The organism is Thermoanaerobacter sp. YS13, assembly GCF_000806225.2.
In the GTDB taxonomy this organism is placed as follows: domain Bacteria; phylum Bacillota; class Thermoanaerobacteria; order Thermoanaerobacterales; family Thermoanaerobacteraceae; genus Thermoanaerobacter; species Thermoanaerobacter uzonensis.
On sequence record NZ_JOOI01000001.1, the window covers coordinates 1,480,001 to 1,506,385 of the forward strand.

General features: G+C 37.4%; 41 protein-coding genes (1 of these 41 running past the window's edge). All 41 read right to left on the reverse strand.

What is annotated here, in order from left to right; translation table 11 throughout:
- On the reverse strand, positions 1 to 373 hold the 5' portion of the coding sequence (truA, locus tag THYS13_RS07625) for a tRNA pseudouridine(38-40) synthase TruA (RefSeq protein WP_042833861.1). The gene continues 362 nt to the left of window position 1, outside the view; the window shows 373 of its 735 coding nt (coding positions 1-373); its start codon is at positions 371 to 373; its stop codon lies beyond the left edge, outside the window.
- A 2-nt stretch (positions 374 to 375) separates the two neighbouring features.
- Positions 376 to 1,182, reverse strand: a complete 807-nt coding sequence (locus tag THYS13_RS07630) for an energy-coupling factor transporter transmembrane protein EcfT (protein ID WP_042833862.1) — start codon at positions 1,180 to 1,182, stop codon at positions 376 to 378.
- Complete coding sequence (locus THYS13_RS07635; protein WP_042833863.1) at positions 1,175 to 2,035, reverse strand: energy-coupling factor transporter ATPase; 861 nt, start codon at positions 2,033 to 2,035, stop codon at positions 1,175 to 1,177. The genes THYS13_RS07630 and THYS13_RS07635 overlap by 8 nt, the downstream gene beginning before the upstream one ends.
- Entirely contained in the window at positions 2,026 to 2,859 is an 834-nt protein-coding gene (locus THYS13_RS07640; RefSeq protein WP_042833864.1) for an energy-coupling factor transporter ATPase, read from the reverse strand. The genes THYS13_RS07635 and THYS13_RS07640 overlap by 10 nt, the downstream gene beginning before the upstream one ends.
- A gap of 82 nt (positions 2,860 to 2,941) precedes the next feature.
- Positions 2,942 to 3,280: a 50S ribosomal protein L17 gene (gene rplQ / locus THYS13_RS07645; protein ID WP_042833865.1), complete on the reverse strand. Its 339-nt coding sequence runs from the start codon at positions 3,278 to 3,280 to the stop codon at positions 2,942 to 2,944.
- Positions 3,281 to 3,293: 13 nt separating this feature from the next.
- Entirely contained in the window at positions 3,294 to 4,241 is a 948-nt protein-coding gene (locus tag THYS13_RS07650; RefSeq protein WP_042833866.1) for a DNA-directed RNA polymerase subunit alpha, read from the reverse strand.
- Positions 4,242 to 4,291: 50 nt separating this feature from the next.
- Positions 4,292 to 4,912, reverse strand: coding sequence for a 30S ribosomal protein S4 (rpsD, locus tag THYS13_RS07655; RefSeq protein ID WP_042833867.1), 621 nt, complete (start codon positions 4,910 to 4,912; stop codon positions 4,292 to 4,294).
- Between the two features lie 12 nt (positions 4,913 to 4,924).
- Complete coding sequence (rpsK, locus tag THYS13_RS07660; RefSeq protein ID WP_042833868.1) at positions 4,925 to 5,317, reverse strand: 30S ribosomal protein S11; 393 nt, start codon at positions 5,315 to 5,317, stop codon at positions 4,925 to 4,927.
- Between the two features lie 18 nt (positions 5,318 to 5,335).
- Positions 5,336 to 5,704 (reverse strand): 30S ribosomal protein S13, encoded by a 369-nt coding sequence (gene rpsM / locus THYS13_RS07665; RefSeq protein WP_042833869.1) that lies wholly within the window; start codon positions 5,702 to 5,704, stop codon positions 5,336 to 5,338.
- A gap of 11 nt (positions 5,705 to 5,715) precedes the next feature.
- Positions 5,716 to 5,829 carry a 50S ribosomal protein L36 gene (gene rpmJ / locus THYS13_RS07670; protein ID WP_003373491.1) on the reverse strand — a complete coding sequence of 38 codons (114 nt, stop codon included), beginning with the start codon at positions 5,827 to 5,829 and terminating at the stop codon, positions 5,716 to 5,718.
- Between the two features lie 16 nt (positions 5,830 to 5,845).
- On the reverse strand, positions 5,846 to 6,064 hold the full coding sequence (gene infA, locus THYS13_RS07675; protein ID WP_003870248.1) for a translation initiation factor IF-1: 219 nt from the start codon (positions 6,062 to 6,064) through the stop codon (positions 5,846 to 5,848).
- Between the two features lie 24 nt (positions 6,065 to 6,088).
- The gene (locus THYS13_RS07680; RefSeq protein ID WP_042833870.1) at positions 6,089 to 6,355 is read right to left on the reverse strand and encodes a KOW domain-containing RNA-binding protein; all 267 of its coding nucleotides are present in this window, start codon (positions 6,353 to 6,355) and stop codon (positions 6,089 to 6,091) included.
- A gap of 15 nt (positions 6,356 to 6,370) precedes the next feature.
- Positions 6,371 to 7,117: a type I methionyl aminopeptidase gene (gene map, locus THYS13_RS07685; RefSeq protein ID WP_042833871.1), complete on the reverse strand. Its 747-nt coding sequence runs from the start codon at positions 7,115 to 7,117 to the stop codon at positions 6,371 to 6,373.
- Positions 7,114 to 7,767, reverse strand: a complete 654-nt coding sequence (locus THYS13_RS07690; RefSeq protein WP_042833872.1) for an adenylate kinase — start codon at positions 7,765 to 7,767, stop codon at positions 7,114 to 7,116. Before THYS13_RS07690 ends, map begins: the two co-directional genes overlap by 4 nt.
- Positions 7,768 to 7,781: 14 nt before the next feature.
- Positions 7,782 to 9,038, reverse strand: coding sequence for a preprotein translocase subunit SecY (gene secY, locus THYS13_RS07695; protein ID WP_042833873.1), 1,257 nt, complete (start codon positions 9,036 to 9,038; stop codon positions 7,782 to 7,784).
- A 1-nt stretch (position 9,039) separates the two neighbouring features.
- On the reverse strand, positions 9,040 to 9,483 hold the full coding sequence (rplO, locus tag THYS13_RS07700; protein ID WP_042833874.1) for a 50S ribosomal protein L15: 444 nt from the start codon (positions 9,481 to 9,483) through the stop codon (positions 9,040 to 9,042).
- A gap of 28 nt (positions 9,484 to 9,511) precedes the next feature.
- Complete coding sequence (rpsE, locus tag THYS13_RS07705) at positions 9,512 to 10,015, reverse strand: 30S ribosomal protein S5 (protein ID WP_042833875.1); 504 nt, start codon at positions 10,013 to 10,015, stop codon at positions 9,512 to 9,514.
- A gap of 16 nt (positions 10,016 to 10,031) precedes the next feature.
- The gene (gene rplR, locus THYS13_RS07710) at positions 10,032 to 10,397 is read right to left on the reverse strand and encodes a 50S ribosomal protein L18 (protein WP_029687946.1); all 366 of its coding nucleotides are present in this window, start codon (positions 10,395 to 10,397) and stop codon (positions 10,032 to 10,034) included.
- 11 nt (positions 10,398 to 10,408) lie between these two features.
- A complete protein-coding gene (gene rplF, locus THYS13_RS07715; RefSeq protein ID WP_042833877.1) occupies positions 10,409 to 10,951 on the reverse strand; it encodes a 50S ribosomal protein L6 in 543 nt (180 codons plus the stop codon).
- A gap of 22 nt (positions 10,952 to 10,973) precedes the next feature.
- On the reverse strand, positions 10,974 to 11,372 hold the full coding sequence (gene rpsH, locus THYS13_RS07720; protein ID WP_003868574.1) for a 30S ribosomal protein S8: 399 nt from the start codon (positions 11,370 to 11,372) through the stop codon (positions 10,974 to 10,976).
- A gap of 18 nt (positions 11,373 to 11,390) precedes the next feature.
- Complete coding sequence (locus tag THYS13_RS07725) at positions 11,391 to 11,576, reverse strand: type Z 30S ribosomal protein S14 (RefSeq protein WP_003868573.1); 186 nt, start codon at positions 11,574 to 11,576, stop codon at positions 11,391 to 11,393.
- A gap of 16 nt (positions 11,577 to 11,592) precedes the next feature.
- Complete coding sequence (gene rplE, locus THYS13_RS07730; protein ID WP_029687943.1) at positions 11,593 to 12,132, reverse strand: 50S ribosomal protein L5; 540 nt, start codon at positions 12,130 to 12,132, stop codon at positions 11,593 to 11,595.
- Positions 12,133 to 12,161: 29 nt separating this feature from the next.
- Positions 12,162 to 12,485, reverse strand: a complete 324-nt coding sequence (gene rplX, locus THYS13_RS07735) for a 50S ribosomal protein L24 (RefSeq protein WP_029687942.1) — start codon at positions 12,483 to 12,485, stop codon at positions 12,162 to 12,164.
- 12 nt (positions 12,486 to 12,497) lie between these two features.
- Positions 12,498 to 12,866, reverse strand: coding sequence for a 50S ribosomal protein L14 (rplN, locus tag THYS13_RS07740; RefSeq protein WP_003868570.1), 369 nt, complete (start codon positions 12,864 to 12,866; stop codon positions 12,498 to 12,500).
- Between the two features lie 21 nt (positions 12,867 to 12,887).
- A complete protein-coding gene (rpsQ, locus tag THYS13_RS07745; protein ID WP_003870258.1) occupies positions 12,888 to 13,142 on the reverse strand; it encodes a 30S ribosomal protein S17 in 255 nt (84 codons plus the stop codon).
- A gap of 17 nt (positions 13,143 to 13,159) precedes the next feature.
- The gene (rpmC, locus tag THYS13_RS07750) at positions 13,160 to 13,369 is read right to left on the reverse strand and encodes a 50S ribosomal protein L29 (protein WP_042833878.1); all 210 of its coding nucleotides are present in this window, start codon (positions 13,367 to 13,369) and stop codon (positions 13,160 to 13,162) included.
- A complete protein-coding gene (rplP, locus tag THYS13_RS07755; RefSeq protein ID WP_003868567.1) occupies positions 13,359 to 13,793 on the reverse strand; it encodes a 50S ribosomal protein L16 in 435 nt (144 codons plus the stop codon). The genes rpmC and rplP overlap by 11 nt, the downstream gene beginning before the upstream one ends.
- 3 nt (positions 13,794 to 13,796) lie before the next feature.
- Positions 13,797 to 14,462 carry a 30S ribosomal protein S3 gene (rpsC, locus tag THYS13_RS07760; RefSeq protein WP_029687940.1) on the reverse strand — a complete coding sequence of 222 codons (666 nt, stop codon included), beginning with the start codon at positions 14,460 to 14,462 and terminating at the stop codon, positions 13,797 to 13,799.
- Positions 14,463 to 14,475: 13 nt separating this feature from the next.
- Positions 14,476 to 14,811 carry a 50S ribosomal protein L22 gene (rplV, locus tag THYS13_RS07765; RefSeq protein ID WP_029687939.1) on the reverse strand — a complete coding sequence of 112 codons (336 nt, stop codon included), beginning with the start codon at positions 14,809 to 14,811 and terminating at the stop codon, positions 14,476 to 14,478.
- 17 nt (positions 14,812 to 14,828) lie between these two features.
- Positions 14,829 to 15,110, reverse strand: coding sequence for a 30S ribosomal protein S19 (gene rpsS, locus THYS13_RS07770; protein WP_003868564.1), 282 nt, complete (start codon positions 15,108 to 15,110; stop codon positions 14,829 to 14,831).
- A 22-nt stretch (positions 15,111 to 15,132) separates the two neighbouring features.
- Entirely contained in the window at positions 15,133 to 15,960 is an 828-nt protein-coding gene (rplB, locus tag THYS13_RS07775) for a 50S ribosomal protein L2 (RefSeq protein ID WP_003868563.1), read from the reverse strand.
- A 23-nt stretch (positions 15,961 to 15,983) separates the two neighbouring features.
- On the reverse strand, positions 15,984 to 16,277 hold the full coding sequence (rplW, locus tag THYS13_RS07780) for a 50S ribosomal protein L23 (RefSeq protein ID WP_042833879.1): 294 nt from the start codon (positions 16,275 to 16,277) through the stop codon (positions 15,984 to 15,986).
- Entirely contained in the window at positions 16,277 to 16,897 is a 621-nt protein-coding gene (gene rplD, locus THYS13_RS07785) for a 50S ribosomal protein L4 (protein WP_003868561.1), read from the reverse strand. Before rplD ends, rplW begins: the two co-directional genes overlap by 1 nt.
- Before the next feature lie 17 nt (positions 16,898 to 16,914).
- Positions 16,915 to 17,547, reverse strand: coding sequence for a 50S ribosomal protein L3 (rplC, locus tag THYS13_RS07790; protein WP_042833880.1), 633 nt, complete (start codon positions 17,545 to 17,547; stop codon positions 16,915 to 16,917).
- 83 nt (positions 17,548 to 17,630) lie between these two features.
- Entirely contained in the window at positions 17,631 to 17,939 is a 309-nt protein-coding gene (gene rpsJ / locus THYS13_RS07795) for a 30S ribosomal protein S10 (protein WP_003868559.1), read from the reverse strand.
- Positions 17,940 to 18,129: 190 nt separating this feature from the next.
- Positions 18,130 to 19,332 (reverse strand): elongation factor Tu, encoded by a 1,203-nt coding sequence (gene tuf, locus THYS13_RS07800; RefSeq protein WP_042833881.1) that lies wholly within the window; start codon positions 19,330 to 19,332, stop codon positions 18,130 to 18,132.
- 14 nt (positions 19,333 to 19,346) lie between these two features.
- Positions 19,347 to 21,416 (reverse strand): elongation factor G, encoded by a 2,070-nt coding sequence (gene fusA / locus THYS13_RS07805; protein ID WP_042833882.1) that lies wholly within the window; start codon positions 21,414 to 21,416, stop codon positions 19,347 to 19,349.
- Between the two features lie 49 nt (positions 21,417 to 21,465).
- Entirely contained in the window at positions 21,466 to 21,936 is a 471-nt protein-coding gene (gene rpsG, locus THYS13_RS07810) for a 30S ribosomal protein S7 (protein ID WP_029687739.1), read from the reverse strand.
- A gap of 79 nt (positions 21,937 to 22,015) precedes the next feature.
- Complete coding sequence (gene rpsL, locus THYS13_RS07815; protein WP_003868702.1) at positions 22,016 to 22,390, reverse strand: 30S ribosomal protein S12; 375 nt, start codon at positions 22,388 to 22,390, stop codon at positions 22,016 to 22,018.
- 54 nt (positions 22,391 to 22,444) lie between these two features.
- A complete protein-coding gene (locus tag THYS13_RS07820) occupies positions 22,445 to 22,699 on the reverse strand; it encodes a ribosomal L7Ae/L30e/S12e/Gadd45 family protein (RefSeq protein WP_042833883.1) in 255 nt (84 codons plus the stop codon).
- Between the two features lie 95 nt (positions 22,700 to 22,794).
- Positions 22,795 to 26,349 carry a DNA-directed RNA polymerase subunit beta' gene (gene rpoC, locus THYS13_RS07825; RefSeq protein ID WP_042833884.1) on the reverse strand — a complete coding sequence of 1,185 codons (3,555 nt, stop codon included), beginning with the start codon at positions 26,347 to 26,349 and terminating at the stop codon, positions 22,795 to 22,797.
- Positions 26,350 to 26,385: the final 36 nt, after the last annotated feature.

The following is a 26,385-nucleotide window of genomic DNA, read 5'->3' on the forward strand; positions in this document are numbered from 1 at the left end:
TCATTGTAGGCATTTGAAATTTCCTATTGAGAATAATGTATTTGTATCTTTTCCTTTTTGCACTATATCGAGCGTGAAAAGAGTCTTCCACATCCTTTGCTTGGACAACCACTATATCATCGGGTAATACACTGTTTAGAGCATAGGGCAACTTTTCTGCAGGTATTTTAGTATTAGTTTTAAAGTTAGCTACTTGATATAGAGCATGGACACCTGTATCAGTTCTACTCGCACCTATTAAATTAACCTTTTCCCCTGTTACCTTCTTTATTGCTTTTTGCAATACTTCCTGAACTGTCACTGAATTCTTTTGGTATTGCCAACCGTGATAATTGGTCCCGTCATATTCTATTACAATCATTATGTTCCTCATTTTTACCACGCCCAAACTCTATTCCATACAATTAGCAATACCATTATCAAGGTCACAGCTAAAGCTTGATAATCTCTCGGTTGGATTTTAAGCTGTTTCATTCGCGTTCTATTTTGCCCGCCTCTATAGCACCGAGATTCCATGGCAACTGCTAATTCGTCAGCTCTTCTAAAAGCACTAATAAATAGAGGTACTAAAAGAGGCACTAGTCCTTTTGCCCTTTTTACTATATTGCCACTTTCAAAATCAGCTCCTCTTGCCATTTGAGCTTTCATGATTTTTTCTGCTTCTTCTATTAATGTAGGTATAAATCTTAAAGCAATTGTCATCATCATTGCTAATTCATGAGCAGGTACACCTATACGACTAAAGGGTTTTAAAATATGCTCTATTCCATCTGTCAACGAGATAGGAGAAGTAGTTAAAGTAAGTAGTGAAGTACCGATAATCAAAAATATGAGTCTTAACCCCATAAATACAGCTAACCGCAACCCATTAGTAGTAATTTTCAAGGGTCCTAAAGTATATAATATCGTTCCCCCAGGGGTAAAAAACATATTTAAGCTCACCGTCAGTAAAAGAATTATAATAACTGGTCTTAATCCTTTTAAAATATAGCTAAAAGGGATTTTAGAAATTGCTATTATCAAATAAAGGTAAAGAACCGCTAAAAGGTAACCTGAAAGTTTATTTATAAAGAATATGGCCACTATAAATATAAAAGTGATAATTATTTTAATTCTCGGATCCAACTTATGAACTGCCGAATCACCAGGGATATATTGACCAATAGTTATATTTCTAAACATTTTTAGTCCCCCTGAGATAACGAATTATATATTTCTTTGCTTCTTCAATTGTTAATATATCTTCTGGAATTGCTACGCCTTTTTTTTGTAATTCTCTTGCGAGATAAGTTATTTGTGGTACCCCTAATCCCATCTTTTCTAATTTTTCAACTTTTCTAAATACATCCCTTGGAGTCCCAATAATTTCTATTCTTCCTTTGTTCATCACTATTATTTTATCTGCAAATCTAGCTATATCTTCCATGCTATGGGATACCAAAATTGTTATCATCTTATATTTATCATGAATTTCTTTAATTTTGTTTAAAATCTCTTCCTTCCCCTTTGGATCAAGGCCTGCAGTAGGTTCATCTAGTATCAAAATTTTAGGCTTCATCGCCAGTATTCCTGCTATCGCAATTCTACGTTTTTGGCCACCTGATACTTCAAAAGGTGATCTGTCTGCTAATTCTCTACTGATTCCAACAATATCCATTGCTTCATATACTCTTTTTTCAATTTCTTCTTCGCTAAGTCCCAAATTAGTAGGACCAAAGGCTATATCTTTAAAAATGGTTTCTTCAAAAAGTTGATATTCAGGGTATTGAAAAACTAATCCTACTTCTTTTCGTACATCTTTCAAATTGACTTTTTTGTCTGTTATATCTACTCCATTTATATATATTTTCCCTGAAGTGGGTTTTAAAAGCCCATTTAAATGCTGTATTAACGTAGATTTGCCCGACCCTGTGTGCCCAATGATTCCCACGAACTCTTCATCCTGGATTTCAAAAGTAACGTCATTTAAAGCAACAGTAGCGTATGGCGTCCCTTCATTATACACAAAGCTTAAATTTTCTACTTTTATCGGCATAAAAATTCCACCATTTCTTCTACTGTTAAAATATCTAAAGGGACGTCAAAGCCTTCTCTCTTCAATTGGTATGCCAACTCTGTAACTTGGGGCACACTAAGGCCAATCTTTTTTAAAAGCTCAATTTCTTTAAATACTTCTTTAGGAGTACCATCTAACACTATTTTTCCATCATCCATTACAATAACTCTATCTGCATCTACTACTTCCTCCATAAAATGTGTTATGAGTATTACAGTAATTCTCTCTTCTTTGTTGAGCTTTTTTATGGTAGAAATGACTTCTCTTCTTCCTATTGGGTCAAGCATTGCCGTTGGTTCGTCTAAAATTATGCACTCTGGCTTCATTGCAATTATTCCAGCAATGGCAACTCTTTGCTTTTGGCCACCTGAAAGCATGTGAGGAGGATAATCCTTGTATTCCCACATGCCTACCGCTTTAAGAGCATATTCAACTCTTTTTCTTATTTCATCAGGTGGAATCCCTAAATTTTCAGGACCAAATGCTACATCTTCTTCAATTATAGCTGCTACTATTTGATTATCTGGATTTTGAAAAACAAGCCCAGCAGTCTGTCTTATATCCCATAAACGATTTGTATCTTTGGTGTCCATTCCTTTTACAAAAACCTTCCCTTTTGTCGGCAATAAAAGTGCATTAAAGTGTTTAGCAAGTGTTGATTTACCTGACCCATTATGACCAATTATCCCTATAAACTGCCCTTTTTCAAACTGTAAATTTATATCCTTTAAAACTAGGTGTTGAGTTTGTTCTTCGGCATGATATTCAAAAGATAAACTTTGTGTAGTTATTATGTGTTCCATTAAGGACACCTTCTTTTAAGTTAAACTCCTTTATGAAAAATAGGGATTAAGTTGCGGCACCAAACTTAACCCCTTCGATTGCTTACACTAATTCAATAATTACTAATGGTGCGCCATCTCCTCTACGAGGCCCAAGTTTTAAAATTCTTGTGTAACCACCTTGTCTGTCTTTGTATTTTGGTGCTATTTCGTCAAATAATTTCTTTACTACACTTTCATCTAAGATATAGGCTAAAGCCTGCCTCCTTGCATGTAAATCGCCTCTTTTACCGAGGGTAATCATTTTTTCAGAAATGCTGCGAACCTCTTTTGCTCGTGCCTCCGTTGTAGTTATTTTACCATATTTCAAAAAGTCTGTTACTAAATTTCTAAGCATAGCCTTCCTCTGGTCAGAAGGACGGCCTAATTTTCTGTAACCCACCTTCAACCCTCCTTTATTCGTCTGCTTTTTTTAAGCTAAGTCCTAATGCTTCGAGTTTTTGTTTAACCTCTTCTAGAGATTTTTTACCCAAATTTCTGACTTTCATCATTTCTTCTTCTGTCTTTTGAGTGAGCTCCTGCACTGTATTTATTCCAGCTCTCTTTAAGCAATTATATGACCTTACAGATAAGTCTAATTCTTCAATTGTCATATCAAGAGGTTTTTCGACTTTTTTCTCAGGTTTGTCCACAAAAATATCTGAGCTTTTGTATTCGCCAGTAAAAGATATAAATTTTTGAAAGTACTTAATCAACATGTCAGAAGCCATACTAATAGCTTCTTTAGGCGTTATAGCTCCATTTGTCCATACTTCCAAAGTAAGTTTATCATAGTCCGTAACATTCCCTACACGAGTATTCTCAACATTGTAGCTTACCCTTTTTACTGGTGTAAAAATAGAATCAACTGGAATAACGCCTATCGATTGGTTAGGCTCTTTGTTTTTATCTGAAGGAACATAACCCTTTCCTTTAACAAACACAATTTCCATATGGAGTTTACCGTCTTCACTTAAAGTAGCTATATGATGATCAGGGTTTAAAATCTCTATATCGGCACTGCCTTTTATATGACCCGCAGTAACTTCTCCTCTTCCTTCTACATCTATGCGTCCTACCACCGGTTCATCTGAATGCAATTTAACAGCAACTTCTTTAAGGTTAAGTATAATTTCTACTACATCCTCTTTAACTCCTGGTAGGGTTGAAAATTCATGTAATACCCCATCTATCTTCACAGATTTAGGAGCAGCACCAGGAAGAGAGGACAAAAGCACTCTTCTTAAAGAATTTCCAAGAGTTATGCCGTATCCTCTTTCTAAAGGCTCTACTACAAACTTCCCATACGTCCCATCTTCCGACTGCTCAACAATCTCTATTTTTGGTTCAATCATTTCAAACACTGTGAACCCTCCTTTTAACTGTTTTATGAGGGTAACCGATTATAACCATATTACTTAGAATATAACTCAACAATCAAGTGCTCTTGGATAGGTAGATCTATATGCTCTCTTCTCGGCAATGAAACTACTCTACCTTCAAAAGCATCTTTATTGAGTTCTAACCAGTCAGGTACGTTCCTTGATACTTCTAAATTATTCTTTATTAATTCCATTGAACGGCTTTTTTCCCTCACAGATATTACATCTCCTGGTTTTACTAAGAAAGATGGTATATCAACTTTTTTACCATTTACTTCTAGATGTCCATGACTTACCAATTGTCTAGCTTGTGGCCGAGATGCTGCAAAGCCCAGCCTATACACTACATTGTCAAGACGTCTTTCTAAAAGCTGCAATAAGTTTTCACCTGTAATTCCTTTCATTCTTTCTGCTTCTTCATAGAACCTTTCAAACTGTCTCTCTGAAACGCCATAGTACCTTTTGAGTTTTTGTTTTTCTCGCAGTTGCATGCCGTAGTTAGTAAGTTTTTTCTTTTCTTGTCCATGTTGTCCTGGTGCATATCCTCTTCTTGCAACAGGACATTTGTCTGTATAACATTTATCTCCTTTTAAATATAATTTCATACCTTCTCTTCTACATAACCTGCAAGTTGGTCCTGTATATCTTCCCATAATCGCACCTCCTTATACTCTTCTCCTCTTGGGTGGTCTGCAGCCATTGTGGGGAATTGGAGTCACATCTTTTATAAGACTTACCTCAAGGCCAGCAGCCTGTAAAGCTCTTATTGCTGCTTCTCTACCTGCACCAGGTCCTTTAACATATACATCTACAGTTTTCATGCCATGATCCATTGCAGATTTTGCAGCTGATTCTGCCGCCATTTGTGCTGCAAAAGGAGTTGATTTTCTTGAGCCTTTAAAACCTATCGTACCAGCACTTGCCCAAGAAATTGTATTTCCAGCTGGGTCTGTTATAGTGACAATAGTATTATTAAACGTAGAATGAATATGGGCAATTCCTCTTTCTACGTGTTTTTTCTCGCGTTTTCTGCCAGTTCTTTTTACTCTTTTAGCCATTATTTCCCCTCCTTATCATTACTTCTTCTTCTTAGCAACAGTTTTCCTTGGACCTTTTCTCGTTCTAGCATTAGTCCTCGTTCTTTGACCTCTTACGGGTAAACCTCTTTTATGTCTTATTCCTCTGTAGCATCCTATATCCATTAACCTTTTAATATTCATGGCAACTTCTTTTCTTAAGTCGCCCTCAACTTTGTACTCTTTATCAATTATCTCTCTGAGCCTTGAAACTTCTTCTTCTGTTAAATCCTTGACTCTTGTATCTGGATTTACACCCGCTTTAGCAAGTATCTCATTTGAACGAGAACGGCCAATTCCATAGATATATGTCAAAGCGATTTCAACTCGTTTATCTCTTGGCAAATCAATGCCTGCAATTCTCGCCATTTTCACACCTCCTAGCCTTGTTTTTGTTTATGCTTTGGATTTTCACAAATTACCATAACTCTACCTTTTCTCTTTATAACTTTGCATTTTTCGCAAATAGGTTTTACAGATGGTCTCACCTTCATCTTCAATACCTCCTTATCACTTTCCACGCCATACTATTCTTCCACGACTCAAGTCATAAGGAGACAATTCTACGGTCACCCTGTCTCCTGGAAGTATTCGTATAAAATTCATTCTCAATTTTCCAGATACATGGGCTAATACTTTATGCCCATTATCTAATTGTACTTGAAACATGGCATTTGGTAAAGCCTCTATCACTGTGCCCTCAACTTCAATAACATCATCTTTTGCCAAGGATATCCATTCCTCCTTATTGACTTAGGATTTATAAGGTTCTAAAAATTTTCTGATTTCTTCATTAGTTAATTTATCGCCCTTTAGAATTTTTTCTTTAATCTGCCAAATCACGTCATTATACCTCTGAAGATGTTTAAACTTTTTTTTCTTAGGTTTTTCTATCTTCCGAAGGTCCCCATCGGCTACAAGAACGTGTTGGTCATCAAACTTTCCTACAACTATAAAAACTCTGCCTTTGTCGCGACCTGCTTTGCTCCGCACTACCTGACCAATTTGCAAGTCTTCCATTAATAAATTCACCTCTTATAAAATGGTCAGTATTTCTGGGTCCCCCTCCGTAATAACAATAGTATTTTCGTAATGGGCAGATAAACTGCCATCAACAGTCACTACTGTCCAATTATCTTCTAATGTTCTTACGGTATAATGTCCCGCATTTACCATGGGTTCTATAGCAAGGCACATTCCTCTTTTCAATCTAGGTCCTCTGCCAGGGGGACCGAAATTAGGAATCTGTGGGTCTTCGTGCATCTTTATACCTATTCCATGTCCCACATATTCTCTTACTACTGAAAAGCCATGTCTTTCTACATAAGTTTGTATTGCGTGAGAAATATCCGATAACCTATTCCCTTCTTTTGCATATTTTATACCCTCAAAAAAGCTATTTTTTGTAACCTCAATCAATTTTTGTGCTTCCTCTGATATCTCTCCAACAGGGAAAGTTCTTGCTGCATCTGCATTATACCCTTTATAGGTAGCTCCAAGGTCTATACTTATAATATCGCCTTCTTTAAGTTTTCTTAAACTTGGTATTCCATGAACTACTTCTTCATTTATTGAAGTGCATATACTAGAAGGAAAACCGTATAAACCTTTGAAGGCAGGTTTACAATCATTTTTTATTATAAACTCTTCTGCAATTCTATCAAGTTCTAACGTCGTAATTCCTGGCTTAATTGCCCTTTCTAAAACCTCAAAGAGATTTGCTATTACCTTGCCAGCTGTTCTCATCAAATTAATTTCATTCTTAGACTTGATATATATCATTTGCCTCTGTCTCCCAAAGCCTTTTTTATATCTTCAAATACTTCTTCTACCGATTTATTTCCATCAATATTCACTAAAGTGTTTTTCTTTGTATAATACTCAATCAAAGGCCTAGTTTGACTTTCATAAACCTCTAATCTTTTTACAACTGATTCTAGTTTATCGTCGGAACGTTGTATAAGTTGTGCACCACATTTATCACATACATTGTCGACCGCAGGAGGAGAAGTCTTTATGTGATAAGTCGCACCGCAATTAGGACATACTCTTCTACCTGTTATTCTTTCAATTAAAGCTTCTCTGTCAACTTCAATGTTTAATACACAATCTAAATGAATGCCTTTGTCATGTAAAAACCTGTCTAATTCCTCAGCCTGTGCCACATTTCTGGGGTAACCATCTAATAAAAACCCTGTTTGACAATCATCTTTTTCTAATCTATCTTCTACTATTTTATTCGTAACCTCATCGGGGACCAATAATCCTTTGTCCATGTATTCTTTTGCAAGTTTCCCTAAGTCAGTATTGTCTCTTAAATTTTGTCTAAAAATATCTCCAGTAGATATGTGAGGAATGTCAAACTCCTTAGCAATTTTCACAGCTTGCGTCCCTTTGCCTGCACCTGGGGGTCCTAAAAGTATTACTCTCATAAATCCTCCCCCTTTTATTTCAAAAATCCTTGATAATTCCTCATAATAAGGTGTCCTTCAATTTGTTTCATAGTATCAAGCGCTACACCAACCGCAATTAAAAGTGCTGTACCTCCAAAGTAAAGCTGCAATCCTGTTATATTCATTAAAATTACTGGCATTGTAGCAATAAATGCTAAGAATAACGCTCCTACAAAAGTAACTCTATTCAATACCCTTGTGAGATAGTCTGTAGTTGGTTTACCTGGCCTTATTCCAGGGATAAAGCCTCCATATTTTTTCAAGTTATCTGAAACATCTACCGGGTTAAATATTACTGCTGTATAGAAATAAGTAAACCCTATTATCAATAATATATCTAAAATATTGTATATTAGCCCACTTGTGCTAAGCCATCTTTGCACAAAGTTGTAAAATAACGACCGTGGGAAAAATGTTGCTAATTGTTGCGGAAATTGTAATAGCGAAAGAGCAAATATAATAGGAATAACCCCTGCCATGTTTATTCTTATAGGAATGTGGGTACTTTGTCCACCATAAACTTTTCTGCCAACAACCCTTTTTGCATATTGCACAGGAATTCTTCTCTGGCCTTCTGTAGCTAAGATTATTAACACTATCATTATGAACTCCGCAGCTACAAAAGCAATAGCACCAAAAATATTAGCAGTACCTGCGTGAATATATTCACTTGTCAGATATATCATGTTAGGAATTCTAGAAATTATCCCCGCAAAAATTATTAATGAACTTCCGTTGCCTATCCCATTTTCCGTAATTCTTTCACCTAACCACATCAAAAAAGCAGTACCTGCCGTCAAAGTTATAACAATGACCGTCAAATTAAAAAATGTAGGGTTAATAACTGCACTTTTTAGCCCAATTGTCATTCCTATAGCTTGTATTAAGGCAAGTACAACTGTTAAATATCTGGTATACTGAGCAATTTTCTTTCTTCCCTCTTCTCCTTCCTTTGCCATTTGCTCAAGAGAGGGAATTGCTATTGTCAAAAGTTGCATTATAATTGAAGCATTGATGTAAGGTACAATACTCATAGCAAAAATTGTAAAATTACGGAAAGAACCTCCAGAAATTATGTCAAAAAAACCAAACAGTTGACCCTGCCCTAGTATATTAGCAATTTGAGCAGGATTAATTCCTGGCACAGGAATATGGGACCCTAGTCTAAATATCACTAGCATTCCTAAAGTATAAAGTATTCTTTTCCTTATATCATCGACCTTCCAAGCATTGACAAGGGTTTGAAACACTTTAAATCACCTCTGCCTTTCCCCCACCGGCTTGTATTTTTTCAATAGCACTTTGACTGAATTTATGAGCCTTAACAGTGAATTTTTTGCTTAAATCTCCGTCACCTAATATCTTAACCCCATCTTTTACATCTTTAATTATACCACTTTCTATTAAAACTTCAGGAGTAATTACCGCTCCATCCTCAAATCTTTCTTCTAAAGTTCCAACATTTACAATTGCATATTCTTTTTTGAATATGTTAGTAAAGCCTCTTTTGGGAAGCCTTCTTGTAAGTGGCATTTGGCCTCCTTCAAAGCCCGGACGCACTCCACCGCCACTTCTTGCTTTTTGTCCTTTTTGTCCTCTGCCTGAAGTTTTACCATGTCCAGAACCTATTCCTCTTCCTACCCTTTTTCTTTCACGTCTTGCTCCTTCAGCTGGTTTTAAATCGTGCAGTCTCATCTTTGCACCTCCTATATTGCTTTTATGTTTATTCAAACAATTGGCTTACAGGAATTCCACGGAGTCTTGCCACATCTTCAGCTGTTCTCAGCCTTTTTAATCCTTCTATTGTCGCATAAACCATGTTAGTTGCATTGGAAGAACCAAGCGACTTCGTCAAAACATCTTTCACACCTGCAGACTCTAACACTGCGCGAACAGGTCCCCCTGCAATAACACCAGTACCTTCTCTAGCAGGTTTCAAGAGTACTTTTCCCGCACCAAATTCCCCTATGACTTCATGAGGAATAGTAGTTCCTACAATCGGAACTTTAATTAAGTGTTTTTTCGCATCCTCTATAGCTTTTCTAATTGCATCTGGGATTTCTGCAGCTTTACCTCTTCCTACTCCTACATATCCTTTATCAGCGTCTCCAACTACTACTGTGACGCTAAATCTAAAATTCTTACCACCCTTCACAACTTTTGCAACACGATTTATGCTAACAACTCTTTCTTTTAAATCTAGCTTTGTCCAATCAACTCGAGCCATTCATTTCCCTCCTTGTTTAAAAATTTAATCCTGCTTGTCGTGCAGCATCTGCTAATTCTTTTACTACACCATGATAAATATAGCCACCCCTGTCGAATACAACATCTTTTATGCCTTTTTCTAATGCTCTCTTTGCAATCAGCTCTCCTACCAATTTAGCAGACTGCTTATTTGCTCCTTTTGCAATACTTCTAAGCTCAGGATCTAGCGTAGAAGCATGAACAAGAGTATACCCTTTAGTATCGTCTATAATTTGCGCATAAATGTGTTTCAAACTTCTAAAAACATTAAGACGTGGTCTTTCTGGTGTTCCAAAAACTTTTTTTCTTACTCTTAAATGACGTCTTTTTCTTAATTCGTTCCTATTTGGCTTTGTAATCATCATCTCACCCCTTACTTCTTACCAGTTTTGCCTTCTTTTAATCTTACAACTTCTCCTGCATATCTTATGCCCTTGCCCTGATAAGCATCAGGTTCACGAACTCTTCTGATGTTTGCAGCAACCTGGCCAACTTTTTCCTTGTCTGCACCTCTTACAATTATCTTGTTATTTCCTTCCACAATAATTTCAATTCCAGGTTCTTCTTCTATTTCTACCGGATGAGAATACCCCACATTCAATACTAACTTCTTCCCTTGTTTCGCAGCACGATATCCAATCCCTACAATTTCCAAAACTTTTTCAAATCCTTCAGTCACGCCCTTTATCATATTTGCAATTATTGCTCTTGTAGTTCCGTGCATTGCTTTTTCTTCCTTGTCATCACCTTTTCGCGTTACAATCACTTGATTATCTTTTACTTCTATGTTTACAATCGACGGAAACTTTTTTTCTAGATTACCTTTGCTTCCTTTTACAGTAACTACATTGTCAGGAGTTACTTTGACCTCTACCCCTTTTGGTATATCTATAGGCAATTTTCCTATTCTAGACACTGACCACACCTCCTTATTGAAATCACCAAATGTAGCAAATAACTTCTCCTCCAACCCCTGCTTTTCTTGCTTCCTTATCTGTCATAATACCTTTTGAAGTTGATATAATTGCTATTCCTAACCCTCCTAATACCCGTGGTAATTCGTCGTGTCTCGCATATACTCTCAAACCTGGTTTGCTTATTCTTTTCAAACCAGATATAACTCTTTCTTTGTTAGGCCCATATTTTAATGTTAGTTTGAGAATGCCACCTTTTCCATCATCTATTTCTTCTACTGATTTTATAAACCCTTCTTTTAGCATAATCATTGCAATAGCCCTTTTCATGTTTGAAGCAGGTATTTCCACTGTTTCATGTCTTGCTATATTCGCATTTCTTATTCGTGTTAACATATCTGCTATAGGATCTGTCATTACCATTGTACTACCTCCCCTCTTTTACCAACTTGCTTTTTTAACACCTGGTATCATCCCTTGATGGGCATACTTTCTAAAGCATATGCGGCACATTCCAAATTTCCTCAAGTACGCATGAGGTCTGCCACAAATTTTGCACCTATTGTATTCTCTCGTCTTGTATTTTTGAGGCTTTTGCTGCTTTACTATCAAAGCCTTCCTTGCCATATAATTTTACCCTCCTTTACTTTGCAAATGGCATGCCTAAAAGTTCTAACAATCCCTTCGCTTCTTCATCAGTTTTAGCAGTTGTAACAATAATTATATCCATCCCTCTTATCTTATCTATCTTATCATAGTCAATTTCAGGAAAAATTAACTGCTCTTTAATTCCTAAGGCATAATTTCCTCTTCCATCGAAAGAATTAGGAGAAACTCCTTTGAAATCTCTCACACGAGGCAAAGCTATATTGAAAAGTTTATCCATAAATTCATACATTCTTTCCCCGCGCAAAGTAACTTTTACTCCAATTGGCATTCCTTGACGAATTTTGAAATTTGCGATTGACCTTTTAGCTCTTGTGATAACTGGTTTTTGCCCCGCAATCATTGTCAAATCATTGACTGCTGCTTCCAGCGCTTTAGGATTTTCTTTTGCCTCACCCACACCTATATTTATAACAACTTTTTCAACTTTAGGAACCTGCATTATATTTTTATAGCCAAAACGTTCCATAAGCGCTGGCACAACCTCTTTTTCGTATTTTTCTCTAAGCCTGGACATAATGAGCCTCCTTCCTTTTATAATTATAATTATAGCGTTTCATTGCACCTCTTGCAGTAACGTACTTTTTCGCCATTTTCGAGGATTTTAACCCCATAACGAACTCCTCTTCCACAATTTTCACAATAGAGCATAACCTTCGAACTGTAAATTGGCGCCTCTTGGTGAATTATTCCACCTGGTTTTTGCGGACTTGTCGATTTCCTGTGTTTTGTAACAATATTGACACCTTCTACAATTACTTTGCCTTCTTTAGGAAAAGCTTGTAATACTTTACCCTTTTTCCCTTTGTCTTTACCTGAAATTACTACAACCATGTCTCCCTTTTTTACGTGTAATTTATTTTGTGCCATTTTCAACCCTCCTTAAAGCACTTCAGGAGCCAAAGATATAATTTTCATAAAATCTTTTTCTCTTAATTCTCTTGCGACTGGTCCAAAAATACGCGTACCTCTTGGCTGTTTATCATCTCGTATAATAACTGCAGCATTGTCATCAAATCTTATATAAGTGCCATCTTTTCGAGCAATCCCCTTCTTAGTCCTTACAATTACCGCCTTAACAACTTCCCCTTTTTTTACAACACCACCGGGTGTTGCACTTTTTACAGAAGCAACTATTACATCTCCTACATTTGAAAACTTTCTATTTGAACCGCCCTCTAAGCGAATACACATAATTTCTTTTGCACCTGTATTATCTGCTACTTTCAATCGAGTTTGAGGTTGAATCATTTGAGTTTACCTCCTTTCAAATTATTCAGCTCTTTTAACTATTTCAACTAATCTCCATCTTTTTTCTTTGCTAAGTGGTCTTGTTTCCATTATCTTTACTATATCTCCAACATTGCATACATTATTTTCATCGTGAACTTTGAACTTTTTGGTTCTTTTTATTGTCTTTCCATAAAGAGGATGTCTTACTCTGTCTTCTACAGCAACTACAATAGTTTTTTGCATTTTATTGCTTACGACTGTCCCAATTCTAACCTTCCTGTGGCCTCTTTCCAAGTGAATACCCTCCTTCCTTATGCTTTATTTTGTCTAACCCCTAATTCCCGCTCTCTCAAAATTGTCTTTATTCTAGCAATTGTTTTTCTAACATCTCTTATCCTCATAGGATTATCTAATTGACCGGTAGCAAGTTGAAACCTCAAATTAAAAAGTTCTGCTTTTAAGTCAGAAAGCTTTTGAAGCAATTCCTCATTGGTAAGCTCTCTTATTTCTCTAGCTTTCATTATCTTCACCACCCAATTCTTCACGTTTTAAAAACTTTGTCTTTATAGGCAGTTTATGCATTGCAAGCCTTAAAGCCTCTTTTGCAACTTCTTCTGATACCCCAGCTATTTCAAAAAGAACTCTACCTGGCTTTACAACTGCTACCCAAAATTCTGGTGACCCTTTCCCTGAACCCATACGAGTTTCGGCAGGTTTTTTAGTAACAGGCTTATCAGGGAAAATTTTTATCCACACTTTCCCGCCTCTTTTTATAAACCTCGTCATTGCAACCCTAGCTGCCTCAATTTGGGTGGCTGTAATCCAACCAGGTTCCAGCGCTTGCAACCCATATTCTCCATAAGTCAGAGTATTACCACGAGTAGCATTTCCTTTTATTCTGCCTCGCTGTTGTTTTCTGTATTTTACTCTTTTTGGCATTAACATGTTTTACTTACCTCCTTCCGCAGTTACCTGCTTTTTAGGCTGTGGCAGTATCTCTCCTTTATTTATCCAAACTTTTACTCCTATTTTCCCATAAGTGGTGTTTGCCTCTGCAAAGCCATAGTCAATATCCGCTCTTAAAGTTTGAAGTGGCACAATCCCTTCATGATACCTTTCAGTACGAGCAATTTCCGCACCAGCAAGTCTGCCTGAACAAGCAATCTTGATACCCTTAGCACCCAATTTCATCGCTCTTGCTATGGCTTGTTTCATAGCCCTTCTATAGGATATCCTTTTTTCAATTTGAGCTGCAATATTCTCAGCTACTAATTGCGCACTAAGTTCAGGAGTTTTGACTTCCACAATATTAAGGATAACTGTCTTATTGGTCATCTTTTCCAATTCTTCTCTTAACTTGTCAATGCCTGTTCCACCTTTGCCAATTACCATTCCCGGTTTTGCAGCATGAATATCTATTTTTATTCTATTGGAAGCTCTCTCAATAACTATTTTAGGAATCCCAGCTGTATACAGCTTTTCTTTTATATAGTTTCTTATTTTAATGTCTTCTATTAAGAGTTTTGAAAAATTTTTGTCATCAGCATACCACTTAGCTAGCCAATCTTGTGTAACTCCAACTCTAAGTCCATATGGATGTACCTTTTGGCCCACGCATATCCCTCCTTTATTCTTTTTCCTTCACGACTATCGTTATATGACTAGTTCTCTTTCTAATAATATCTGCTCTTCCCATCGCTCTTGGGAAAACTCTCTTCATTGTAGGTCCTTCATCTGCCACAGCCTTTGCTACATAAAGATTATCTCTATTCATTCCATGGTTATTTTCAGCATTAGCAATGGCTGATTTAAGTACCTTGGCAACTATACCTGAGGCTCTTTTGGGAGTAAACCTTAAAATAGTTAAGGCTTCATCTACATGCTTGCCACGAATCAGGTTAAGAACTAATCTTACCTTTCGAGGCGAAATTCTTACATATCTCGCTATTGCCCTTGCCTCCACGTTATCTCCTCCTTTGCCTATTTAACTTTGGAAGTTTTTTCAGTATCAGCATGTCCGTGGAAGGTTCGAGTAGGAGCAAATTCTCCTAACTTGTGCCCAACCATCGCTTCAGTTATATATACAGGTACATGCTTTCTGCCGTCATGAACAGCTATTGTATGTCCAACCATTTCTGGCACAATAGTTGAACTTCTTGACCATGTTTTAATTACTTTTTTCTCATTCTTTTTATTCATTTCAACAATCTTTTTAAGAAGTTTTGGATCAACATAGGGACCTTTTTTTACAGATCTGCTCAAGGCATTGACCTCCTTTCACTAACTATTTGCGTCTTCTTATTATGAATTTATCCGAAGCTTTACCTTTCTTACGTGTCTTATAACCCAATGCAGGCTTGCCCCATGGTGTAAGTGGACCCGGATGTCCGATAGGCGCTTTACCCTCACCACCACCATGTGGATGGTCAACCGGATTCATAGCTGAACCTCTAACAGTCGGTCTTATTCCAAGCCATCTTGACCTTCCTGCTTTACCTATCTTTACATTTTCATGGTCTAAATTTGATACTTGTCCAATGGTTGCACGACAGTCAGCCTTTATCAATCTAATTTCTCCTGAAGGCATTCTAACTTGAACATAATCCCCTTCTTTAGCCATAAGCTGCGCCGCTGTACCTGCCGCTCTCACTAATTGTCCACCTTTTCCTGGTATAAGCTCAATGTTGTGGATTATTGTACCTACAGGAATATTTCTCAAAGGCAAAGCATTCCCTACTTTGATGTCTACATTTTCCCCAGACTCTATTATATCCCCTACTTTTAGTCCATAAGGAGCAATGATATATCTTTTTTCTCCATCTAAATAATGTATAAGTGCAATATAAGCTGTTCTATTTGGATCGTACTCAATAGCAGCTACTTTTCCGGGTATTCCGTCCTTATCTCTTTTAAAATCTATAATCCTATATTTTCTCTTATGTCCGCCACCGCGATGTCTGACAGTAATTCTTCCATATACATTTCTTCCACCTGTTTTAGTTAAAGTAACAACTAAGGATTTCTCTGGTTTATCCTTAGTAACTTCCTCAAAAGTCAATACTGTCATTTGACGTCTGCCGGGAGATGTCGGCTTAAAAGATTTTATTCCCATTTCTTTCCCTCCTTAATCTAAAATTATGCCTGCAATCCTTCGAAGAATTCGATACCTTTGCTGTCTGGAGTAAGTTTAACTATTGCTTTTTTGTAAGCTTCTGTCCTTCCTTCATATTTTCCCATTCTCTTTGGCTTTCCCTTATAATTCATTGTATACACTTTATCAATTTTCACACCAAATATATCTTCTACAGCTTTCTTTATTTGAATTTTATTTGCTCTTTTATCCACAATAAAAGTATATTTTCTCTCACTCATGAGGTTCATGCTTTTTTCAGTTATTACTGGGCGTATTATAATGTCGCGTGCCTCCATTAGGCGTACACCTCCTCGACTATGCCCACGGCATCTTTTGTTATGATAAACTTGTCGTATTTTAAAATGTCATAGGTATTCAAATAATTAGCATATAAAGTTTTTACCCCTGGTATATTTCTTGCTGAAAGTTCTACGTTCTTTTCCCCTTCAGGTACTACTATTAACGCACTATCAACATTAAAATTCTTAAGAAGCTCAACAACTTTTTTAGTCTTTGGCTGATCTAATTTGAATTCATCTAATACAATTATCTCGTTATCTCTAACTTTAGATGAAAGAGCAGATTTTAAAGCTAATCTTTTTACTTTTTTAGGCAATTTATAGCTGTAATCTCTTGGTTTTGGCCCAAAGACAATGCCTCCTTTAATCCATTGAGGAGCTCTTATGCTTCCTTGACGTGCTCTTCCTGTTCCCTTTTGTCTCCAAGGCTTTCTTCCACCGCCACGAACTTCACCGCGGGTCTTTGTCGAATGGGTACCTTGCCTTTGATTTGCCAAATAATTTAACACAGCTTCATGCATAACAGGAACATTTACCGGTACGCCAAAAACTGAATCCTTTAGCTCTATTTCTCCTACCTGTTCCCCTTTTACGTTGTAAACCGCTACCTTAGGCATCTTTCTTCCTCCTTTCATCACTTGCTCTTTACAGAATCTTTTATAATGAGCAAGGAACCTTTAGGTCCTGGCACTGATCCTTTTACTAACAATAAGTTTAATTCAGGGTCAACTTTTACAACTTCGAGGTTTTGTATAGTCACTCTTTCATGTCCCATATGCCCAGGCATAATTTTTCCTTTAAAAGTTCTTCCTGGGTCTGTGGTAGCACCCATCGAACCCACTCTTCTATGATATTTGGAACCGTGAGACATAGGTCCTCTATTAGCCCCATATCTTTTTACAACACCTGCAAAGCCTTTACCTTTTGAAATACCTGTTACATCTACTTTATCTCCTGGTTTAAAAATATCTACCTTTATTTCGCTCCCTACTTCATATCCACTTATGTCATCTAGCCTAAACTCCCTTAAATACCTTTTAAAAGGCACTCCTGCTTTTTTAAAATGTCCTATTAAAGGTTTTGTAAGTCTTTTCTCTTTAACATCTCCAAAACCCACTTGAATAGCATTGTATCCATCAGCCTCAACGGTTTTTTTCTGAACAACAACACAAGGACCAGCTTCAATCACTGTTACTGGAATGACTTCACCCTTTTCATTAAATATTTGTGTCATCCCATGTTTTCTACCTAAAATACCTTTTTTCATTATTTTATCCACCTCCTGAAATCAGCGGACGCATTTGCGTCTTAATTTCTTTTTTATTTTCTTGCTTTTTCACTTGCTGCCTTTTACAGTTTTATTTCAATATCTACACCAGATGGTAAATCTAATCTCATAAGAGCATCTACTGTCTTAGGTGTTGGGTTCAAAATATCAATTAATCTCTTATGAGTTCTTATCTCAAATTGCTCTCTTGAATCTTTATATTTGTGAGGAGCTCTCAAAATGGTTATTATATCTTTTTCTGTTGGCAATGGAATAGGCCCAGAAACCTCAGCACCTGTCCTCTTTGCAGTCTCCACTATCTTTTGAGCCGATTGATCTAAAATAGCATGGTCAAAAGCCTTTAAACGTATGCGAATTTTTTGCTTGGGCATTTTACTTTCCCTCCTTCTATCAATCCTCAACACTTTTATATATCCACATATCCAGGCGTTTTATTGTCAAAAAAAAATCTTACCTACAAACCAGCTTTAATATTTTATCTCAAGTTCTAAATCATTGCAAGACTTGACATATCAATATTTTTGTGCTAATAGCAGCTGCTATTAGCACAAAAATATGATGCTATTCTATGATAGCTGACACGACGCCAGCACCTACTGTACGGCCGCCTTCTCTTATAGCAAACTTCAAACCTTCTTCCATCGCTATCGGTGTTATTAACTCTACTTTTATCGTTACATGGTCCCCTGGCATCACCATCTCTACTCCATCCGGTAAGTTTATTACCCCTGTCACGTCTGTCGTCCTAAAGTAAAATTGTGGCCTGTATCCATTGAAAAATGGTGTGTGCCTTCCTCCCTCTTCTTTCGTCAATACGTAAACTTGCGCCTCAAATTTCGTGTGCGGCTTTATCGTCCCTGGCTTCGCTAATACTTGCCCTCTCTCTACTTCGTCCCTCTGTACTCCTCTTAATAATACCCCTATGTTGTCACCTGCTTGCGCTTCATCCATCGTCTTCCTGAACATCTCTACCCCTGTTACTACTGTCTTCCTCGATTCTGTCGTCAATCCTATTATCTCTACTTCGTCTCCTACCTTTACCTTCCCTCTCTCTACTCTCCCTGTCGCAACAGTCCCCCTTCCTGTTATCGTAAATACGTCCTCTACTGGCATCAAAAATGGCTTGTCTATGTCTCTCTCCGGTGTCGGTATATATTCGTCTACTACATCCATTAACTCCCATATCTTCCCGCACCATTCGCACTCTCTCTTGCCACATCCGCATTCCAATGCCTTTAATGCCGACCCTACTACTATCGGTGTGTCATCCCCTGGAAATTCATATTCGTTTAGTAATTCCCTTACTTCCATCTCTACTAATTCTATTAATTCTGGATCGTCTACCATGTCTGCTTTGTTTAAAAATACTACTATATATGGCACTCCTACCTGCCTCGCTAATAATATGTGCTCCCTCGTCTGGGGCATCGGACCATCTGCTGCTGATACTACCAATATCGCCCCGTCCATCTGCGCTGCCCCTGTTATCATGTTCTTTACATAGTCTGCGTGACCTGGACAGTCTACATGTGCATAGTGCCTCTTCTCTGTCTCATATTCTACGTGAGTCGTGTTTATCGTTATTCCCCTTGCTTTCTCCTCTGGTGCCTTGTCTATCTCATCATATCCCTTAGCTTCTGCCATCCCTGCCTTCGATAATACCATCGTTATCGCTGCTGTCAATGTCGTCTTACCATGGTCTACGTGACCTATCGTCCCTACGTTTACGTGGGGCTTCTTCCTCTCAAATTTTTGCTTCGCCATCCTCTTTTCCTCCTTTACTTCTTTTCTAATATTTGATCAGTAATATTTTTAGGAACTTCCTCATAATGATGGAACTGCATAGTGTAAGTTCCTCTTCCTTGAGTTTTTGACCTTAAATCAGTAGCATATCCAAACATTTCAGCAAGTGGCACAAATGCTCTTATAACTTGGGCTCCAGCCCTTGCTTCCATTCCTTCAACTCTTCCACGACGTGAATTTATATCTCCTATTATATCTCCCATGTATTCTTCCGGAACCACAACCTCCACTTTCATAATAGGTTCCAAAAGAACAGGGTTTGCCTTTTTCATGCCTTCCTTAAACGCTATAGAACCTGCTATTTTAAATGCCATATCTGAGGAGTCAACTTCATGGTAAGAACCATCTACCAATGCCACTTTTACATCGATAACAGGGTATCCTCCAAGAACACCGTTTTGCATAGCTTCTTGAACACCTGCGTCAACTGCAGGAATATATTCTTTTGGAATAACTCCTCCTACTATACGGTTTTCAAATGTATAGCCTTCTCCTCTTGGAGCAGGTTCCATCTCCAACCAAACATGGCCATACTGACCGCGTCCACCAGACTGCCTGATAAATTTACCTTCAATTTTAACAGGTTTAGTGATAGTCTCTTTGTAAGCAACTTGAGGCTTACCTACATTGCAATCAACATTAAACTCTCTTCTTAGCCTATCAACAATTATCTCTAAGTGCAATTCTCCCATACCAGCTATTATTGTCTGCCCTGTTTCTTGGTCAGTATATGTTTTAAAGGTTGGGTCTTCTTCAGCTAGTTTCAATAAAGCCATAGTCATTTTTTCTTGAGCAGCTTTAGTCTTAGGCTCTATAGCAACAGAAATAACTGGTTCTGGGAAATCCATTGATTCTAAGAGTATTGGATGATTCTCATCACAGAGGGTATCTCCTGTTGTAGTATCTTTTAGTCCAACTGCTGCAACTATATCACCTGTATATACAGCATCAATTTCTTCTCTGTGATTTGCATGCATTCGCAGGATTCTTCCTATTCTTTCTTTTTTACCTTTTGTAGAATTTAACACATAAGAGCCCGCATTCAAAGTTCCTGAATATACTCTAAAAAAAGCAAGTTTACCTACATAAGGGTCCGCCATAATTTTAAATGCTAACGCTGAAAAAGGCTCTGAATCGTCAGCTTTTCTCTCTATCTCTTCTCCTGTGTTTAATGCCATACCTTTTACAGGTGGCAAGTCGATTGGAGAAGGAAGATATCTTACTATCGCATCCAACATAGGTTGAATTCCTTTGTTTTTATAGGAAGAACCACAGACAACTGGTACTAATTCACCATTTATAGTTCCTTTTCTTAAGGCTTTGTGAATCTCCTCTTCAGTTATTTCTTTCCCTTCTAAATATTTTTCTAAAATAGTTTCATCTTGTTCAGAAACCGCTTCTAATAGTTTTTCTCTATACTCTTCGGCTAAATCTTTTAAGTCCTCAGGTATTTCAGTCTCATCCATTACAGTACCCAGATCATCTTCATATATTATGGCTTCCATTTTAATTAAATCTACAATGCCTCTGAAGGTATCTTCTTTCCCAATAGGAATTTGTATAGCTACAGGATTAGCTCCCAATCTCTCCTTTATCATTTTTATTACATTAAAAAAGTCAGCACCTATTATATCCATTTTATTTACATAGGCAATTCTTGGAACATGATACTTATCAGCCTGTCTCCATACAGTTTCAGATTGAGGTTCAACACCCTCTTTTGCAGAAAAAACCGCAACGGCTCCGTCTAATATTCTAAGAGACCTTTCAACTTCTACAGTAAAGTCCACGTGTCCCGGCGTATCAATAATGTTTATTTTATGCCCTTTCCAATAACAAGTAGTAGCCGCAGAAGTTATAGTTATACCTCTTTCCTGCTCTTGTACCATCCAGTCCATTGTAGCAGTACCTTCGTGGACTTCTCCTAACTTATGAACTTTCCCTGTATAAAAAAGTATTCGCTCGGTAGTAGTGGTTTTTCCTGCATCTATATGCGCCATAATACCAATGTTCCTAACTTTATCTAAGCTGTAGTCTCTTGGCATCTTCCATCCTCCTTTCTTGTACCCTAGATTCACTACCCCCTATAAACAATTACCATCTATAATGAGCAAAGGCTTTATTAGCTTCTGCCATTTTATGGGTATCTTCTCTCTTCTTAACACTTCCTCCAGTATTATTTGCAGCATCTATTATCTCCGCTGCTAATTTTTCCATCATAGATTTACCACTTCTTTGCCTTGCATACTCTACAAGCCATCTTATTCCGAGAGAAAGCCTTCTTTCAGGCCTTACTTCCATAGGAACTTGGTAAGTGGCACCACCTACTCTTCGAGGCCTTACTTCAAGAACAGGCATAACATTATTTAAAGCTTCTTCAAAAACTTCAAGAGGATCTCTTCCTGTCTTTTCTCTTATTATGTCAAAAGCTCCATAACAAATTTTTTGAGCTAAGCTCTTTTTGCCATCCCACATTACCTTATTAATTAGTTTTGAAACTTTTTTACTATTATATACAGGATCAGGAAGGACCTCTCTTCTTTCTACATGACCTTTTCTCGGCATCCTTTTCCCTCCTTTTGTGTAAAAACTTTACAATAATTAACTCTACTAAATACCTTTATAGTTCTATTTCACTCTTTTTTTACTTTTTAGGCTTTTTAGCGCCATATCTCGAACGAGCTTGCTTTCTATTGGCAACACCAGCAGCATCAAGGGCTCCTCTTATTATCTTATACCTTACACCTGGGAGGTCTTTAACCCTTCCACCTCTTACTAAAACTACAGAGTGTTCCTGTAAATTGTGACCTATACCAGGGATGTACGCTGTAACCTCTGTACCATTTGTTAACCTTACCCTTGCTATTTTTCGTAGTGCTGAATTTGGCTTTTTAGGAGTTGTAGTTTTTACTACTACACAAACACCTCTTTTTTGAGGATTACCCTCTAAAGCTGGAGCAGCAGATTTATATTTTACTGGCTTTCTCCCTTGTCTTACCAATTGATTTATCGTTGGCATCTTCGCACCTCCTTCCAAATAAATCAAGAAATAATTACCCCCTAAAAGGGGTAATTATTTCTTTTCACCTATAATATCCGCTGCAGTAGCGGCACCTACATCAATACCACACATTACCCCAAGTTCTTTCATAGTATCGATGTACAGTATTTTAATTGATTTTTCTTCACATAGCTCTTTTATTTTTTTAGTAACATGTTCTTCCGCATCTTTTGCAATGTAAACCTGAAGTACATTGCAATTCATTATTGCTTTTAAAGTCTGCTTTGCTCCAACCACCCGCTTAGAAGGGCAATCTTGTCCTGCCATTCGCCTTCCTCCCATCAGGACAGCGGTTTTTAACACACCTAATAATTTTATCATTAAGCAGTTTAGCTGTCAACAGTAGAATTTCGGTTAAATCTTTAGTTGCTCGCCTTCGCTTCTCTTTCTTCTTTTTCGTTATCTTGTCCTTCCTGTTGGTCATTAATTTTTTTTACAACAGAAATATTTCTATAGCGTGACAAACCTGTCCCAGCAGGAATTAGCTTACCTATTATCACATTTTCTTTCAATCCCAAAAGTGGATCTATTTTACCTTTTATAGCTGCATCTGTAAGCACTCTTGTCGTCTCTTGGAAAGAAGCAGCCGATAAGAAAGAATCTGTTGCCAAAGCCGCCTTTGTAATTCCCAAAAGAGCTCTTCTTCCAGAAGCAGGTCTTAATCCATTTTCAATTGCTTTTTTGTTCTCCTCCTCAAATTTAAACATATCTATAAGCTCTCCAGGAAGCATTGAGGTATCTCCCTGGTCTTCTACTTTTACTTTTCTCATCATTTGTCTTATTATTACTTCAATGTGTTTATCATTTATTTCAACGCCCTGCAATCTATAAACCTTTTGAACCTCTTGTAGCAAATAAGTCTGTACTGCAAATATTCCTTTTATTTTCAAAAGGTCATGAGGATTTACAGATCCTTCTGTCAGCTCATCCCCAGCTTGTATTACCTGACCATCATGAACTTTAAGCCTTGAACCATAGGGAATCAGGTAAGTCTTAGAAATACTGTTTCCTTCATCTGTTACAATGACTTCTCTTCTCTTCTTTGACTCATTGATTCTTACAACACCAGAAATTTCAGAAATTACAGCAAGCCCTTTTGGTTTTCTCGCCTCAAAAAGCTCTTCTACTCTGGGAAGACCCTGTGTAATATCAGAACCTGCTACACCACCAGTATGGAATGTTCTCATAGTAAGCTGTGTACCTGGTTCGCCTATAGCTTGTGCAGCAATAATACCCACCGCTTCACCTATATTTACGAGTTCACCTGTTGCAAGGTCTCTACCATAACACATTCTACATACGCCGTGTCTTGACTTACATGTCAAAAGAGACCTTATCTTTACTTTAGTAATACCTGCTTTTTCAATCTTTTCTGCTTCCTCTTCGTTTATCAATTCATTTCTTCTGACGATTACATTGTCTTCATTATCAACCACATCTTCAGCCGCAACTCTTCCTATTATTCTGTCAGCTAATCTTTCAATTATTTCGTTTCCTTCTCTTATTTCTTCTACGTAAATTCCCTCATCAGTTCCACAATCTTCTTCTCTGACTATTACATCCTGGCTAACATCAACTAATCTTCTTGTTAAATAACCAGAGTCCGCAGTTCTTAAAGCTGTATCCGCAAGGCCCTTTCTTGCACCGTGAGTAGATATGAAGAATTCCAATACATTAAGACCCTCTCTAAAGTTAGACCTTATAGGAAGCTCAATAATTCTTCCTGAAGGGTCTGCCATAAGGCCTCTCATACCTGCTAACTGCCTTATCTGGTTTTTACTTCCCCTAGCTCCTGAATGGGCCATCATAAATATAGGATTAAATTTGTCCAGGCTTGCCATCAAAGCTTCTGTAATTTTTTCTGTAGTCATATTCCATGTCCTTATTATACTCTCATATCTCTCTTCTTCGGATATGAGACCACGTCTGAATTGGCTTTCAATTTTACTTACCATCTCATCTGCTTCTTTTAGAAGCTTCTCTTTTTCTTTAGGTATTACCATGTCAGAAACACTGACAGTAATAGCTGCTTTTGTAGAATACCTAAAACCTAACTCTTTGATTTTATCAAGAGTTTCTGCTGTTTTTGTTGGCCCGTGTAATCTGTATACTCTATCTAAAATTTTCCCCAATTTAGATTTATCTACCAAATCATTAATTTCTAAGTCAAAAGCAGTTTCAGGGTTGGTTCTGTCTACATAACCTAAATCCTGTGGAATTGCTTCATTAAATATAATTTTTCCCACTGTCGTTTCAATTATTTTTGATTTTTTGACTCCATCAATTTCTTTTGTCATCTTCACTTTTATCTTAGCATGAATGTGAATGTATCCCAGCTGATATGCCATAATAGCTTCTTCAGGGCTGGAGAAATATTTGCCCTCGCCTGGAACTCCCTCCTCATCTGCTGTTAAGTAATAAGAACCTAACACCATATCTTGAGTAGGAGTCATAACAGGTTTTCCATCTTGTGGCTTGAGTATGTTATTAGCAGCCAGCATTAAAAATCTTGCTTCAGCTTGTGCTTCCATTGAAAGAGGTACATGAACAGCCATTTGGTCACCATCAAAGTCTGCATTGTAAGCTGTACACACAAGAGGATGAAGCTTTATAGCTCTTCCTTCAACTAACACCGGTTCAAAAGCTTGAATGCCTAATCTATGGAGGGTAGGCGCTCTGTTTAACAATACGGGATGTTCTTTAATAACTTCCTCTAACACATCCCATACCTCAGGCTTTACCTTTTCCACCATTCTTTTAGCACTTTTTATATGCTGCGCCAAACCTTCATCTACTAATTTCTTCATTACAAAAGGCTTAAAAAGCTCTAACGCCATTTCTTTTGGCAAGCCACATTGATAAACTTTAAGCTCGGGTCCTACTACTATAACGGAACGGCCTGAATAGTCTACCCTCTTACCTAAAAGATTTTGTCTGAATCTTCCTTGCTTACCTTTTAACATATCAGAAAGGGATTTTAAAGGTCTATTACCAGGGCCTGTAACAGGCCTTCCTCTCCTGCCGTTATCTATCAAAGCATCTACCGCTTCTTGTAACATTCTTTTTTCATTTCTTACTATAATATCTGGGGCCCCTAAGTCTAAAAGCTTTTTCAATCTGTTATTTCTATTGATTACTCTCCTGTACAAATCATTAAGGTCTGAAGTTGCAAACCGTCCTCCATCCAATTGCACCATAGGTCTTAAATCAGGAGGAATTACAGGTATAACATCTAAAATCATCCATTCAGGGCGATTACCTGAATCTATAAAAGCTTGTACTACTTCTAATCTTCTAATTGCCCTTACCCTTTTTTGACCAGTGGACTCACGTATTTCGGCTTTCAATTCTTTGCCCAACTTTTCTAAATCTATTTCTTGTAGCAATTCTTTTACTGCTTCTGCTCCCATCCCTGCCCTAAATTTATTACCATATTTATCTAAATATTCTCTGTACTCTTTCTCCGACAATAACTGCTTTTTGGTAAGAGGAGTATCGCCAGGGTCAATAACCACATATGATACAAAGTACAGCACTTTTTCTAATGCTCTCGGGGACATATCAAGAAGAAGCCCCATTCGACTTGGAATTCCTTTTACATACCATATATGGGCAACAGGGGCAGCAAGTTCAATGTGCCCCATTCTTTCCCTTCTAACTTTAGACCTTGTAACTTCTACACCGCATCTATCACAAACCACACCTTTGTATCTCACTCTTTTGTATTTACCGCAATGGCATTCCCAGTCTTTTGTAGGTCCAAAAATTCTTTCACAAAAAAGGCCATCCCTTTCTGGTTTTAACGTTCTATAATTTATAGTTTCAGGCTTTTTCACCTCACCTCTTGACCATTCTCTTATTTTTTCAGGTGATGCTAACCCAATTTTAATAGCCTCAAAATTTCTTAACTGAAACAAGGAGTGTCGCTCCTTTCTTCAATAAATTTTGGTTTT

What these genes read in the sequence shown, in the direction of transcription:
- THYS13_RS07630 (WP_042833862.1), bottom strand. Translation starts at nt 1,182, where the DNA reads ATGTTTAGAAATATAACTATTGGTCAATATATCCCTGGTGATTCGGCA.
- THYS13_RS07635 (WP_042833863.1), bottom strand. Translation starts at nt 2,035, where the DNA reads ATGCCGATAAAAGTAGAAAATTTAAGCTTTGTGTATAATGAAGGGACG.
- THYS13_RS07640 (WP_042833864.1), bottom strand. Translation starts at nt 2,859, where the DNA reads ATGGAACACATAATAACTACACAAAGTTTATCTTTTGAATATCATGCC.
- rpsD (WP_042833867.1), bottom strand. Translation starts at nt 4,912, where the DNA reads ATGGGAAGATATACAGGACCAACTTGCAGGTTATGTAGAAGAGAAGGT.
- rpsK (WP_042833868.1), bottom strand. Translation starts at nt 5,317, where the DNA reads ATGGCTAAAAGAGTAAAAAGAACTGGCAGAAAACGCGAGAAAAAACAC.
- rpsM (WP_042833869.1), bottom strand. Translation starts at nt 5,704, where the DNA reads ATGGCGAGAATTGCAGGCATTGATTTGCCAAGAGATAAACGAGTTGAA.
- rpmJ (WP_003373491.1), bottom strand. Translation starts at nt 5,829, where the DNA reads ATGAAGGTGAGACCATCTGTAAAACCTATTTGCGAAAAATGCAAAGTT.
- THYS13_RS07680 (WP_042833870.1), bottom strand. Translation starts at nt 6,355, where the DNA reads ATGGAAGACTTGCAAATTGGTCAGGTAGTGCGGAGCAAAGCAGGTCGC.
- map (WP_042833871.1), bottom strand. Translation starts at nt 7,117, where the DNA reads ATGATATATATCAAGTCTAAGAATGAAATTAATTTGATGAGAACAGCT.
- THYS13_RS07690 (WP_042833872.1), bottom strand. Translation starts at nt 7,767, where the DNA reads ATGAGAGTAATACTTTTAGGACCCCCAGGTGCAGGCAAAGGGACGCAA.
- rplO (WP_042833874.1), bottom strand. Translation starts at nt 9,483, where the DNA reads ATGAGACTGCACGATTTAAAACCAGCTGAAGGAGCAAGACGTGAAAGA.
- rpsE (WP_042833875.1), bottom strand. Translation starts at nt 10,015, where the DNA reads ATGGCTCGAGTTGATTGGACAAAGCTAGATTTAAAAGAAAGAGTTGTT.
- rplR (WP_029687946.1), bottom strand. Translation starts at nt 10,397, where the DNA reads ATGATTACAAAGCCAAATAGGAACGAATTAAGAAAAAGACGTCATTTA.
- rpsH (WP_003868574.1), bottom strand. Translation starts at nt 11,372, where the DNA reads ATGGTAATGACAGATCCTATAGCAGATATGTTAACACGAATAAGAAAT.
- THYS13_RS07725 (WP_003868573.1), bottom strand. Translation starts at nt 11,576, where the DNA reads ATGGCAAGGAAGGCTTTGATAGTAAAGCAGCAAAAGCCTCAAAAATAC.
- rplE (WP_029687943.1), bottom strand. Translation starts at nt 12,132, where the DNA reads ATGTCCAGGCTTAGAGAAAAATACGAAAAAGAGGTTGTGCCAGCGCTT.
- rplX (WP_029687942.1), bottom strand. Translation starts at nt 12,485, where the DNA reads ATGGCACAAAATAAATTACACGTAAAAAAGGGAGACATGGTTGTAGTA.
- rplN (WP_003868570.1), bottom strand. Translation starts at nt 12,866, where the DNA reads ATGATTCAACCTCAAACTCGATTGAAAGTAGCAGATAATACAGGTGCA.
- rpmC (WP_042833878.1), bottom strand. Translation starts at nt 13,369, where the DNA reads ATGAAAGCTAGAGAAATAAGAGAGCTTACCAATGAGGAATTGCTTCAA.
- rplP (WP_003868567.1), bottom strand. Translation starts at nt 13,793, where the DNA reads ATGTTAATGCCAAAAAGAGTAAAATACAGAAAACAACAGCGAGGCAGA.
- rplB (WP_003868563.1), bottom strand. Translation starts at nt 15,960, where the DNA reads ATGGGAATAAAATCTTTTAAGCCGACATCTCCCGGCAGACGTCAAATG.
- rplW (WP_042833879.1), bottom strand. Translation starts at nt 16,277, where the DNA reads ATGGAGGCACGCGACATTATAATACGCCCAGTAATAACTGAAAAAAGC.
- rplD (WP_003868561.1), bottom strand. Translation starts at nt 16,897, where the DNA reads ATGCCTAAGGTAGCGGTTTACAACGTAAAAGGGGAACAGGTAGGAGAA.
- rplC (WP_042833880.1), bottom strand. Translation starts at nt 17,547, where the DNA reads ATGAAAAAAGGTATTTTAGGTAGAAAACATGGGATGACACAAATATTT.
- rpsJ (WP_003868559.1), bottom strand. Translation starts at nt 17,939, where the DNA reads ATGCCCAAGCAAAAAATTCGCATACGTTTAAAGGCTTTTGACCATGCT.
- tuf (WP_042833881.1), bottom strand. Translation starts at nt 19,332, where the DNA reads ATGGCGAAGCAAAAATTTGAGAGGAAGAAGCCCCACGTAAACGTAGGG.
- fusA (WP_042833882.1), bottom strand. Translation starts at nt 21,416, where the DNA reads ATGCCAAGAGACTACAGCTTAGATAAAGTTAGGAACATTGGTATTATG.
- rpsG (WP_029687739.1), bottom strand. Translation starts at nt 21,936, where the DNA reads ATGCCGAGAAAAGGTCATGTAGAAAGAAGAGAGGTCCTTCCTGATCCT.
- rpsL (WP_003868702.1), bottom strand. Translation starts at nt 22,390, where the DNA reads ATGCCAACGATAAATCAATTGGTAAGACAAGGGAGAAAGCCAGTAAAA.
- THYS13_RS07820 (WP_042833883.1), bottom strand. Translation starts at nt 22,699, where the DNA reads ATGGCAGGACAAGATTGCCCTTCTAAGCGGGTGGTTGGAGCAAAGCAG.